Consider the following 11707-nt stretch of genomic DNA (forward strand, 5'->3'; position numbering starts at 1 on the left):
AAGGGGACCGATGGACGAGCAGGCGCTGGCCGAGCGGTTCGACGAGTGCCGCGGGCACCTGCGGGCGGTCGCGTACCGCATGCTGGGCTCGCTGGACGAGGCCGAGGACGCGGTTCAGGAGACGTGGCTGCGCGCGGCGCGCGCGGGCGCCGGGGACGTGGCGAACCTGCCCGGCTGGCTGACGACGATCGCCGGCCGGATCTGCCTCGACATGCTGCGCTCGCGGCGCCGCCGCGGCGAGGACCCCGCCGGCCTCGACGGCCTCGACCGCCTCGCCGAACTGGAGCGGGCGGGCGGGCGCGACCCGGAGGAGGAGGCGGTGCTCGCCGACTCCGTCGGGCTGGCGATGCTCGTCGTCCTGGACCGCCTCGGTCCCGCCGAGCGCGTCGCGTTCGTCCTGCACGATCTGTTCGCGGTGCCGTTCGCGGAGATCGCCGGGATCGTGGAGCGGACGCCCGAGACCACGAAGCGGCTGGCGAGCCGGGCGCGGCGGCGCGTCCACGGGACGCCGGCGGTGCCCGCCGCCGATCTCGCGCGGCAGCGGGAGGTCGTCGCGGCGTTCCTCGCCGCGTCCCGCTCCGGCGACTTGGACGCGCTGCTGGCGGTGCTCGCCCCCGACGCGTTCCGGCGCGCCGAGGGCGCCGCGGGCGCCGCCGAGGTCCGGGGCGCCCGCCGGATCGCCGGGGAAACCCTCGCCAACCCCGTCCGCGCCCGCAACGCCCGCCTCGCGCTGGTGGACGGCTCGGCCGGCGTCGTCGTCGCCCCTCGGGGCCGGCTCGCGGCCGTCCTGCGCGTCACCGTCGAGGACGGCCGCATCGCCGGCTTCACCGTGGTCGGCGACCCGTCGCGCCTGCGCGCCGTCCGCATCGCCCTCCTCCGTTGACTTGCGGCGTGTCGGCCTTAAAACGGCCTTCATAAGGCCGACACGCCGCAAGTCAACGAGGCTGTTTGCGGGCGAGGAGGTGGCCGTGGGGGTACGGCCGCTCGTTCTCGGCGTGCTCGCGGCGGAGCCGGGCGACCTCGGCGAACCCGGCCTCAGCCGCCAGCTCGGAGAGGCGGTCGATGGGCCAGCGGTGCGCCGGCGCCACCTTGTGGTCGTACGGGACGGGCTCGGCGGTGTCGGAGGCGAAGAAGCCGAGCAGCAGGTGGCCGCCGGGCGCGAGCATCCGGTGGAACGCGGCGAGCAGCTCGGGGACCTGCGCCGGCGGCGTGTGGATGATCGAGTACCAGGCGAGGACGCCGCCGAGCGAGCCGTCGGGGACGTCCGCCTCGGTCATCGGGACCTGGTCGAAGCGGACGCCCGGGTGCGCCGCGCGGGCGATCCGGATCATCTCCGCGGACGCGTCCGCGCCGAACGCGTCGCAGCCGAGCGAGCGCAGGTGGCCGGTGAGGTGCCCGGGCCCGCAGCCGAGGTCGGCGACCGGTCCGGCGTCCCGGGTGAGCCGCCCGAACGCGTTGATCATCGCGAGGTCGAGGGGCATGTCGAGGAACGCGGTGCTGAACATCGAGGCGTAGAGGTCGGCGACGCCGTCGTAGGCGGTGCGGGTGTCGTCGAGGTGGGAGGCGGTCATGGACGACGACCCTACGGCGACCGCACCGGTTCATGATCGCGCAAGGCGTCCGCGTGTCCGCCGCGCCGGAGGCGCCCGGCGAGCCACGGCGCCGCGAGGGCGGCGAGCGCCGCGAGCCCGGCGGCGGTGGCCAGCGCGAACGCGATCCGCATCCCGGTCATCGTGTAGCCGGTCGCGGCCCAGGCGAGGGTGGCCGAGGCGGGGCCGAGCGCGAAGCCGAGCTGGCGGGCCAGGCTCTGCGCGGCCCCGGCCGTGCCGTGCAGGCCGGGCGGCGCGTGCGCCATGAGCATCGCGAAGCTCGGCCCGGCGAACAGCCCCGTCCCGGCGCCGGCGATCGCCAGCCGCCAGGCCAGGCCCGACGCGTGCAGGCCGGAGCCGACCGGGACGAGCAGCAGGACGCCGAGGGCCGTGACCGCCGTGCCCGCGGCGGCCGTCCGCGCCGTCCCCCAGCGGTCGCCGAGGAGGCCGCCGACCGGGCCGGCGGCGACCATGGCCGCGGGCATCGCCAGGACCGTCGCCGACGTCGCCACCGGCGACAGGTGCAGCACCCGCTGCAGGTAGAACGGCGCGAGGAACTCGACGAGCGAGATGACCAGGGCGTTCAGCATGATCGCGGCGACCGGCCCGGCCGCGGGCGGGACGCGCATCAGGTCCCGGAGGGGCCCGCTCGCCCGCGTCCGCCACCAGCCGGCCAGCGCCGGGACCGCCGCCACCGCGACGAGCAGCCAGCCCGGCCCGCGGCCCGCCGCCAGCGAGAGCGCGAGGAGCAGGGCCGTCGCGGCGGCGGCCAGCAGCAGCGCCTCCCCGGCGAACGTCCGGTCGGGGCGGGCGAGCCGGTCGCGGTCCAGGCTCACCAGCGCGATCGCGATCACCAGCAGCCCGGCCGGCACGTTGATGTAGAAGATCCACGGCCAGCCCCAGGACTGGACGATCGGGCCGCCGAGGGCCGGGCCGCTGACCGCGCCGAGCGGCCCGAGGGTCATGACGAGGGCGCTCGCCCGTCCGGCCAGCTCGGGCCGGACCGCCCGCACGCTGACCAGCGGGATCAGCGCGAACAGGACGGCGGCGAACGCGCCCTGCACCACCCGCGCGGCGACCAGGACGGCGAGGTGCGGCGCGAGCCCGGCGGCGAGGCTGCTGAGCGTGAAGCCGCCGGTGGCGAGGACGAGCGCGGCGCGCGGGCCGCCGCGGTCGAGCCACCGCCCGGCGGGCAGGCTGAGCGCGACCAGGGGGATCAGGTAGCCGAGGACGGCCCATTGCGTCGCGGCGGTGCGGGCGCCGAAGTCCCGCTCGATGGCGGGCAGCGCCACGGCGACGATGCTCGTGTCGAGCGTGGCCATGAAGACGACGAGCCCGCATCCGATCACGGGCCACCAGCGGTTCCGTTCCATCGCACCGACCTTCCAAGAAACTGCACGCTGTGTGTACTTATTCGAAAGTACACACAGCGTGCAGTTCACTGCAACGGGCGGGCTGCGAGCATGGGGCCATGACGAGGTCGATCGAGGAGCCGCGGAACGCGCGCAGCCGCCGGTCCCGCGCCGCGCTGCTGCGCGCGGCGCGCGAGCTCGTCGAGGAGCACGGCATGGCGGCGACCACGATGGCGGCCGTCGCCGAGCGCGCCGGGGTGTCGCGGCGGGCCGTCTACCTGCACTTCGCGTCCCGCGCCGAGCTGGTCAGCGAGCTGTTCGACTACGTCAACGAGGTCGAGGACATCGAGGGCCGGTTCGCGCCGGTCAGCGACGCGCCGGACGCGGTGACCGCGCTGGACCGGTTCGCCCGCCGGCACGCCGAGTTCATGCAGCGCGTCCTCGCGGTGTCGCGGGCGGTGGAGCGCGAGGCGGGCGACGACCCGGACGCGGAGCGGCACTGGGCGACCGCGATGTACTGGCGGTACGAGACGAACCGCGCGCTGATGGAGCGGCTCGACCGGGAGGGCGTCCTCGCCCCCGGCTGGACGGTCGACACCGCCACCGACATGCTGCTCGCGCTGATCTCCAACTCCGTCAGCGAGACGCTGCTGGTCGACCGCGGCTGGAGCGTGGAGCAGGCCGGCGAGCACATGGCGCTGGTGCTGCGGTCCACCTTCGTCGCGCAGGGGTAGGACTACCCCCGTTCGGGGGTGGCGTGGGTCACTCGGGATGTCCGACCATGCCCCTGACCAGGTGTTGTCCGTGCGGCTACGAGGAGAGACCATGCCCGCAGTCGAGTTCCGCGGGGCGCGCGACTTCCTGCTCGCGCATCGCGACGATCACGCGAGCGCGTACGAGAAGTTCCGCTGGCCGGTGCTGACCGGGTTCAACTGGGCGCTCGACTGGTTCGACAAGATCGCCGAGGGGAACGACGCGCCGGCGCTGTGGATCGTCCAGGAGGACGGGGCCGAGGAGCGATACTCGTTCGCGGAGATGGCGCGCCGGTCGAACCAGGTCGCGAACATGCTGCGCGGGGCGGGGGTGCGGCGGGGCGACCGGATCGTGCTGATGCTCGGCAACCAGGTCGAGCTGTGGGAGACGGTCCTCGCCGCGATGAAGCTCGGCGCCGTGCTGATCCCGTGCACGCCGCTGCTCGGCCCCGCCGACCTGCAGGACCGGCTCACACGGGGCCGCGCCCGCCATGTGGTGACGGGCTCGGCCGACGCCGGGAAGTTCGCGGACCTGGACGGCGAGTTCACCCGGATCGCGGTCGGCGGACCGGTCGAGGGCTGGCTGAACTACGCCGACGCCTACGAGGCGAGCGACGTGTTCTCCCAGTACGGGATGACGATGTCGTCGGACACGCTGCTGCTGTACTTCACGTCCGGGACGACCGCGCAGCCGAAGCTCGTCGAGCACACGCACGCGTCCTACCCGGCGGGGCACCTGTCGACGATGTACTGGATCGGGCTGCGGCCCGGGGACGTCCACCTGAACATCTCGTCGCCGGGCTGGGCGAAGCACGCGTGGAGCAACATCTTCGCGCCGTGGAACGCCGAGGCGTGCGTGTTCATCTTCAACTACACGCGGTTCGACGCCGACCGGCTGCTGGACGCGATGGAGCGGTGCGGCGTGACGAGCTTCTGCGCGCCGCCGACGGTGTGGCGGATGATGATCCAGTGCGACCTCGCCCGGCTGGCGACGCCGCCGCGCGAGGTGGTCGCGGCGGGCGAGCCGCTGAACCCCGAGGTCATCCAGCGGGTGAAGGACGCGTGGGGCCGGACGATCCGGGACGGGTTCGGGCAGACGGAGACGACCGTCCAGATCGCGAACACGCCGGGCCAGGAGGTCAAGCCGGGCTCGATGGGACGTCCCGTGCCGGGCTACAGGGTCGCGCTGATCGACCCGGTGACCGGCGAGCAGGGCGACGAGGGCGAGATCTGCCTCGACCTGGAGGACCGCCCGCTCGGGCTGATGACCGGCTACCACGGCGACGAGGCGCGCACCGAGGAGGCGATGGCGGGCGGTTTCTACCACACCGGCGACATCGGCTCCCGCGACGAGGACGGCTACATCACCTATGTCGGGCGCGCGGACGACGTGTTCAAGGCGTCGGACTACAAGATCTCCCCGTTCGAGCTGGAGAGCGTGCTGATCGAGCATCCGGCGGTGGCGGAGGCGGCGGTGGTGCCGTCGCCGGACCCTGTGCGCCTCGCGGTGCCGAAGGCGTACGTGACCCTCGCCGCGGGCTGGGAGCCGACCGCCGAGACGGCGAAGGCGATCTTCGAGCACAGCCGGGCGCAGCTGTCCCCGTACAAGCGGCTGCGGCTGCTGGAGTTCGGCGAGCTGCCGAAGACGATCTCCGGGAAGATCCGCCGGGTGGAGCTGCGGACGGCGGAGATCGGCAAGCATCCGGGCGCGGACGACCGGCCGCCCGGCGAGTTCCGCGAGGAGGACCTGCGATGACGCTCTCGTACGCGTCCGGCGTCTCGGCGACGCCGCTGCTCGGCGACACGATCGGCGCGAACCTCGACAGGACGGTCGCCGCGTTCGCCGACCGCGAGGCCCTCGTCGACCGGGCGTCGGGACGGCGCTGGACCTACGACCAGTTCGCCGCCGACGTGGACGCGGTCGCGCTCGGCCTGCGCGACCTCGGCGTCACCAAGGGCGACCGGGTCGGGATCTGGGCGCCGAACTGCGCGGAGTGGATGCTCGTCCAGTACGCGACGGCGAAGCTCGGCGCGATCCTGGTCAACATCAACCCGGCGTACCGGGTGCACGAGCTGGAGTTCGTGCTGAACCAGGCGGGCATCCGCACGCTGGTCGCGGCGCCGCGGTTCAAGACGTCCGACTACGCGGCGATGATCGAGGAGGTGCGGCCGCGCTGCGCCGCGCTCACCGACGTGATCCTCATCGGCACCGGCGCGTGGGACGCGCTGGTGGAGGCGGGACGCGCCGGCGACCGGCACCTGCTGCACGGCATCGGCGAGGGCCTCGGCGCGGACGACCCGATCAACATCCAGTACACGTCCGGGACGACGGGGTTCCCGAAGGGCGCGACGCTGTCGCACCACAACATCCTCAACAACGGGTTCTTCGTCGGGGAGCTGTGCGGCTACGACGAGGAGGACCGGGTCTGCGTGCCGGTGCCCTTCTACCACTGCTTCGGCATGGTGATGGGGAACCTCGCGGCGACCAGCCACGGCGCGTGCGTCGTGATCCCGGCGCCCGCGTTCGACCCGAAGGCCACCCTCGACGCGGTCGCGGCGGAGCGCTGCACGTCGCTGTACGGGGTGCCGACGATGTTCATCGCGGTGCTGAACGAGCCGTCCGCCGACACCCTCGACCTGTCGAGCCTGCGCACCGGGATCATGGCCGGGTCGCCGTGCCCGGTCGAGGTGATGAAGCAGGTCATCGACCGGCTCGGGATGAGCGAGGTCGCGATCTGCTACGGCATGACGGAGACGTCGCCGGTGTCGACGCAGACCCGCGCGGGAGACTCCCTGGACCGCCGCGTCTCCACGGTCGGGACCGTCATGCCGCACCTGGAGATCAAGGTGGTCGACCCGGAGACGGGCGTCACCGTCCCGCGCGGGACGCCCGGCGAGTTCTGCACCCGCGGCTACTCGGTGATGCTCGGGTACTGGGAGGAGCCGGGCAAGACGGCCGAGGCGATCGACGCGGCCCGCTGGATGCACACCGGCGACCTCGCGGTGATGGACGGCGAGGGCTACGTCAACATCACCGGCCGGATCAAGGACATGGTGATCCGCGGCGGCGAGAACGTGTACCCGCGCGAGATCGAGGAGTTCCTCTACACCCATCCCGACATCGTGGACGCGCAGGTCATCGGCGTCCCGGACGAGAAGTACGGCGAGGAGCTGATGGCGTGGGTGCGGCTGCGCGAGGGCGCGCCGGAGCTCACCGCCGAGGCGCTGCGCGAGTTCTGCCAGGGAAAGCTGGCGCACTTCAAGATCCCGCGGTACGTGCACGTCGTGGACGAGTTCCCGATGACCGTCACCGGGAAGATCCGCAAGGTGCAGATGCGCGCGGAGGCCGTGGAGATCCTCGGGCTCGGCGACGCGGCCGCGCAAAGGCACGCGTGAGCCCGCGCCTTGCCGATTTCCGTGCGCGTGACCTTCCGTGATCGCGCCCGCGCGGGCATGCTGGGCGGCATGGGCGACGACGCCGGGGCGGTCCGGTCGGCGGTGCTGACGCTGCACCGCACGACCGGCCTGCCCATGGTGTTCGGCGGCGCTCTCAGCGGCCGGGACCGGCTGCGCATCACCGAGCTGGTCGGCAACACCACCGACTCGCTGAACGGCCTGGTCGTCCGGCACGGCAACGGGCTCGGCGGCAAGTCGATGGCGACCGGCCGGCCGATGTGGGTGAGCAACTACCCGGCCGCGGCGTCGATCAGCCACGACTACGACAAGCCCGTCGGCCGCGAGGGGCTGCTGTCGATCGTGGCGGTGCCGGTGGTGGTGCGGCGGCGCGTCCGCGGCGTGCTGTACGGGGCGCTGCGCGAGCCGCTGTCGCTCGCCGACCGGATCGTCGGCGCGGCGGTGCAGGCGGCCCGCGACCTGGAGCAGGACCTCGCCGTCCGGGACCGGGCCGACGACGCCCTGGCGTGGACGCCCCCGGCGTCGCCGGACGCCGCGGCGCGCTGGGAGGAGGTCCGGGCCGTGCACGCCGAGCTGCGCGCGCTCGCCGAGCAGGTGGCGGACGCGCCGACCCGCGACCGGCTGCGCGCGATGACGCTGCGGCTCGCCGCCGCCGGTTCCGCGGACCCGGACGGGCCGCCGCACCGTCCGGCGCTGGCGCCCCGCGAGGTGGACGTGCTGGCGTACGTGGCGATCGGCTGCACGAACGCGGAGGCCGCCGACCGGCTCGGGCTGCTGCCGGAGACGGTGAAGAGCTACCTGCGGTCGGCGATGCGCAAGCTCGACGCTCACACGCGGCTGGAGGCGGTGGCCTCGGCGCGCCGCGCCGGGCTGCTGCCCTGACCGCCGTCCGCGTGCTCGCGGCGGCCGGCGCGCCACCCGGCGAACGCGGTGGCGCACGCGGCGAGCGCGGTGCCCGCGAACGCGGCCATGACGACGGTGAACGCGTGCCGGGGCGTCCCGCCGAGGCCGAGGTAGAGGGTGCCGAAGACGGCGACGCCCGCGACGGCCGACAGCTGCGAGTTGGTGTTGATGACGCCGCTGAGGTCGGCCGCGAACCGCGCCGGGGCGTCCGCGGTGGCGCGCCCGAGCTGGGATGCGAACCCGAGGCCGAGCCCGAGCCCGCCGAAGCCGAGGAGCACGACGAGGAGCGCCCCGTCCGCGCGGGTCAGCCCGGTGGCCAGGTACGCGGCGGCGAGGATCAGGTAGCCCGCGACCGGGGCGTGCGCGGCGAGCCGGGCCGGGAGGCGCGGCAGCAGCGGCCCCGCGACGCCGAACGCGGCGACCCATGACACGAGCACCAGGCCGGAGAACATCGCGCTCTTCCCGAGGCCCTGCTGCAGGTAGAGCGCGAGGGTGAACAGCATCGCGAAGTAGGTGGACGTCGCCAGCGCGATCGACCCGAGCGACCAGGCGACGACGGGACGGGCGAGCACCCGCAGGTCGACCAGCGGCGTCCCGCCGCGCGCCGCGACGCGCCACTGTCGCCGGACGAACAGCGCCAGCACGGGGACGCTCGCGGCGAGGCAGATCCACGTCCACGCGGGCCAGCCCGCCTCGCGGCCGAACATCAGCGGGACGGTCAGCAGCGGCACGCCCGCCGACAGCAGCGCGACGCCGCCGAGGTCGAGCCGGCCTGCCCGGCCGCCCGCGTCCCGGGGCAGCAGCCGGGCGCCGGCGATGAGGAGCACGACGCCGACCGGCACGTTCACCAGGAAGACGGGCCGCCAGCCGAGCCCGAACAGGTCGGCGGAGACCATGACGCCGCCGAGCACCTGCCCCGCGACGGCGCCGCCGGACAGCGTCAGCACCAGCAACCCCTGCGCGCGCGCCCGCGCCTTACCGGTGAAGTGGATCTGGATGCCGGACAGCACCTGCGGCACCATCAACGCGCCCGCCGCCCCCTGGACGAGCCGTGCCGCCACCAGCGCGCCCGTGACCGGTGCGAGCCCGCACGCCAGCGACGCGGCGGTGAAGACGGCGAGGCCGAGCAGGAACATCCGCCGGTGCCCGCGCGCGTCGCCGAGCCGCGCGCCGATGACCAGCAGCACCGCGTACGCCAGCGTGTACCCGGACACGACCAGCTCCAGCGCGCCGCCCGACGGGTGCAGGTCGTCCTGGACGGCCGGGGACGCCACGTTCACGATCGCGGTGTCGACGTTCACCATGAACTGGCCGAGCAGCAGCACCGCGAGCATCCCGCGCGCATGCCGGGCGCCGTCGTCTGAAGGATTCATGTGCGGGTAACCCCGCGCGCACACGGCCCGTTGCAGAGCGGGCGGGGTCGGGCGGGGCGGGCGATCGGCCCGGCGACGGGGTCAGCCTTCGTGATGCGGCGGTGGGACGCGCGCCGTCCAGGGCAGATCGGCCCCCGTGGCGCACTGCCTGGACGTAGCGACATCACCGCGCATCGGCTGCGCCGGGCCCTGATCGCTCGGCCGTCCCGCCGTACTCGCCGGCGAAGCGGTCCGCCCCCGATGTGCAGGGAAAACCGTAACATCCCTGCGAACACGATTGTTCGTGAAAGTCCGATCGGCTGGGCGGGGAGCGGCCCGGCGGCTAGCCTGTGCGGCGTGGGATCGGGTGGTGCGGGGCCGGGCGCGGCCGGCGGCTCGCTGCCGCGCGGGCGGCACCACCTGAGCCGCGAGCAGGTCCGGGCGTCGCAGCGGACCCGGCTGCTGGAGGGCATGACGGCGGCGGTCGGCGAGCGCGGGTACGCCCGCACGACGGTCGCGGACGTGCTGAAACGCGCGCGCGTGTCGCGCGAGACGTTCTACGAGCACTTCGCCGACAAGCAGGAGTGCTTCATGTCGGCGTACGAGCACGCCGCCGACCGCATCCTCGGCGTCGTCAACGACGCGCTGGCCGCGCGCGACGAGCCGGTGATGGGCCGGCTGGAGCGCGCGCTCCGCGCCTACCTGCGGGAACTGGCGGCGGACGCGGCGGCGGCGCGCACGTTCCTGCTGGAGATCTACGCGGCCGGGCCCGCCGCCGCCGCGCTGCGGTACCGGGTGCAGCGCCGCTTCGCCGACGTCGTGGACGGGCTGCTCGCCGAGGACGCGCGGTTCCGCGCGCTGCCCGACCCGGAGTTCGCCTGCCGGATGCTCATCGGCGGCATCGCGTCACTGGTCACCGCGCGGGTCGCGCTGGGCGAGCACGCGACGCTCCCCGCGCTGTCCGCGCCGATCCTCGCGCACGTCCGCACCCTGCTCGGCCACTGACCGGACGTCAGAAGAAGGTGCGGATGTAGTCGGTCACCACCGGCGCGTCCGCGTCGGCGTCGTCGACGACCGGGATCATCGTCCACTTGTCCAGGGCGGTGCAGGGGTGGGACAGGCCCAGGCGGACGATGTCGCCGGGCTCGACCGACGCGCCGCGCAGGAACGCGTGCTGGTCGTTGAGCGCGGTGATGCGCGCGCCCTCCACCGGCCCGGCGCCCTTGCCGCAGACGAACTGCGGCCGCGGCAGGCCCGAGTCGAACGGGGCGTCGCGGCGCCCCACGTCCAGCAGCGCGAGCGCGGGCTCCGGCGCGGACACCACGCGGCCCCACGCGTGCATCGCCGGCCGGAACCGCTCGCCGCCCGCCCCGGCGCCGCGGCCGAACGGCGTGATGTCCTGGTAGAAGCCGTCGTCGTGCACGAGGTAGGCGCCGGACCGCAGCACCACCTGCGCGTCGAGCCCGCCGAGCACCTCCGCGACCTGGTCGAAGAACGCGCTGCCGCCCGCCGTGACGACCGGATCGCCCGTCTCGTACTCCAGCCGCCCGTGCAGGTTCGCGAGCCGCCGCAGGTAGGCGTCGACGGCCTCGATGCTCGCCTCGGACGCGTCGTGCGCGAGCGCGCCCTCATAGCCGCCGATCCCGGCGAGCCGCAGCGACGGCGCCGCCCGGATCGCGGCGGCGACGTCCCGCGCGTCGCCGTCGTCGCGCACGCCCGTCCGGCCGTTCGGGCCGCCGAGCTCGACGCACACGTCCACGCGCCGCTGCGCCCGCGCCGCGCGCAGCGCCTCGTCCATCAGCTCCACGGACCGCACCGAGTCGGCCCAGCAGACGAACGCGAACTCGGGGTCGCCGTCCAGCTCGCCCGCCAGCCAGGCGAGGCCCGCCGGGTCGAGCGGCGTGCCCGCGAGCAGTACGCGGGCGACGCCGAACGCGCGCGCGACGCGCAGCTGCGGGAACGTCGCGAGCGTGATGCCCCACGCGCCCGCGTCGAGCTGCCGCCGCCACAGCGCCGGCGCCATAGTGGTCTTACCGTGCGGTGCCAGATGCATGCCCGTGGCGCTCACCCAGTCCGCCATCAACCGGACGTTGTGGTCGAGCGCGCCCGCGTCGAGGGTGAGCAACGGGGTGCCGAAGTCGTCCAGCGGCAGCCGCTCCTCGCGCGCCCGCGCCACCGTCGTGCCGTGCGCGGACGCGGGGATCGCCTTGAACCGCCAGTCCAGCGCCTCCCCGTCCAGCGCGTCCACGGCCTTCGCGTCGATCCCCGTCACCGGCATGCCCTCCCCTGTCGCCTCCGCCCGCAATGATCCTTCCCCTCCCGCGCGCGGCGACGCCCGCCCCCGC

General features: G+C 74.5%; 10 protein-coding genes. 6 read left to right on the top strand and 4 right to left on the bottom strand.

All coding sequences use genetic code 11. From position 1 onward, the window contains the following. Positions 1 to 10: 10 nt before the first annotated feature. Entirely contained in the window at positions 11 to 883 is an 873-nt protein-coding gene (locus J4709_RS38060; RefSeq protein ID WP_208248757.1) for a sigma-70 family RNA polymerase sigma factor, read from the top strand. Positions 884 to 935: 52 nt separating this feature from the next. Here J4709_RS38060 and J4709_RS38065 read toward each other — a convergent pair whose 3' ends face one another. Together J4709_RS38065 and J4709_RS38070 are read right to left on the bottom strand one after the other, a co-directional pair. Continuing rightward, complete coding sequence (locus J4709_RS38065) at positions 936 to 1571, bottom strand: class I SAM-dependent methyltransferase (RefSeq protein ID WP_208248582.1); 636 nt, start codon at positions 1569 to 1571, stop codon at positions 936 to 938. A gap of 11 nt (positions 1572 to 1582) precedes the next feature. Beyond that, positions 1583 to 2962, bottom strand: a complete 1380-nt coding sequence (locus J4709_RS38070; RefSeq protein WP_208248583.1) for an MFS transporter — start codon at positions 2960 to 2962, stop codon at positions 1583 to 1585. 98 nt (positions 2963 to 3060) lie between these two features. Between J4709_RS38070 and J4709_RS38075 the strand changes: the two genes are divergently transcribed. From J4709_RS38075 to J4709_RS38090, 4 genes are all read left to right on the top strand, one after another. Next, a complete protein-coding gene (locus tag J4709_RS38075) occupies positions 3061 to 3675 on the top strand; it encodes a TetR/AcrR family transcriptional regulator (protein ID WP_208248585.1) in 615 nt (204 codons plus the stop codon). 91 nt (positions 3676 to 3766) lie between these two features. Then, positions 3767 to 5449, top strand: a complete 1683-nt coding sequence (locus tag J4709_RS38080) for an AMP-binding protein (protein WP_208248588.1) — start codon at positions 3767 to 3769, stop codon at positions 5447 to 5449. Beyond that, complete coding sequence (locus tag J4709_RS38085) at positions 5446 to 7089, top strand: AMP-binding protein (protein ID WP_208248590.1); 1644 nt, start codon at positions 5446 to 5448, stop codon at positions 7087 to 7089. The genes J4709_RS38080 and J4709_RS38085 overlap by 4 nt, the downstream gene beginning before the upstream one ends. A 27-nt stretch (positions 7090 to 7116) precedes the next feature. After that, a complete protein-coding gene (locus J4709_RS38090) occupies positions 7117 to 7989 on the top strand; it encodes a helix-turn-helix transcriptional regulator (RefSeq protein ID WP_307801908.1) in 873 nt (290 codons plus the stop codon). Here J4709_RS38090 and J4709_RS38095 read toward each other — a convergent pair. Further along, positions 7935 to 9383: an MFS transporter gene (locus J4709_RS38095; RefSeq protein WP_208248592.1), complete on the bottom strand. Its 1449-nt coding sequence runs from the start codon at positions 9381 to 9383 to the stop codon at positions 7935 to 7937. The two genes, J4709_RS38090 and J4709_RS38095, sit on opposite strands and share 55 nt — an antisense overlap. Before the next feature lie 336 nt (positions 9384 to 9719). On the opposite strand from J4709_RS38095, the gene J4709_RS38100 reads away from it, so the two are divergent. After that, positions 9720 to 10367 (top strand): TetR/AcrR family transcriptional regulator, encoded by a 648-nt coding sequence (locus J4709_RS38100; protein ID WP_208248594.1) that lies wholly within the window; start codon positions 9720 to 9722, stop codon positions 10365 to 10367. Positions 10368 to 10374: 7 nt separating this feature from the next. On the opposite strand, the gene J4709_RS38105 is transcribed toward J4709_RS38100, so the two are convergent. Beyond that, a complete protein-coding gene (locus J4709_RS38105) occupies positions 10375 to 11640 on the bottom strand; it encodes an alanine racemase (RefSeq protein WP_208248595.1) in 1266 nt (421 codons plus the stop codon). Between the last annotated feature and the right edge of the window lie 67 nt (positions 11641 to 11707).

Source organism: Actinomadura violacea (assembly GCF_017573465.1).
In the GTDB taxonomy this organism is placed as follows: Bacteria; Actinomycetota; Actinomycetes; order Streptosporangiales; family Streptosporangiaceae; genus Spirillospora; species Spirillospora violacea.

Excerpts from the sequence above, each read along its gene's own strand:
- J4709_RS38095 (WP_208248592.1), bottom strand. The coding sequence starts at position 9,383 with ATGAATCCTTCAGACGACGGCGCCCGGCATGCGCGCGGGATGCTCGCG.
- J4709_RS38060 (WP_208248757.1), top strand. The coding sequence starts at position 11 with ATGGACGAGCAGGCGCTGGCCGAGCGGTTCGACGAGTGCCGCGGGCAC.
- J4709_RS38075 (WP_208248585.1), top strand. The coding sequence starts at position 3,061 with ATGACGAGGTCGATCGAGGAGCCGCGGAACGCGCGCAGCCGCCGGTCC.
- J4709_RS38080 (WP_208248588.1), top strand. The coding sequence starts at position 3,767 with ATGCCCGCAGTCGAGTTCCGCGGGGCGCGCGACTTCCTGCTCGCGCAT.
- J4709_RS38065 (WP_208248582.1), bottom strand. The coding sequence starts at position 1,571 with ATGACCGCCTCCCACCTCGACGACACCCGCACCGCCTACGACGGCGTC.
- J4709_RS38105 (WP_208248595.1), bottom strand. The coding sequence starts at position 11,640 with ATGCCGGTGACGGGGATCGACGCGAAGGCCGTGGACGCGCTGGACGGG.
- J4709_RS38070 (WP_208248583.1), bottom strand. The coding sequence starts at position 2,962 with ATGGAACGGAACCGCTGGTGGCCCGTGATCGGATGCGGGCTCGTCGTC.
- J4709_RS38085 (WP_208248590.1), top strand. The coding sequence starts at position 5,446 with ATGACGCTCTCGTACGCGTCCGGCGTCTCGGCGACGCCGCTGCTCGGC.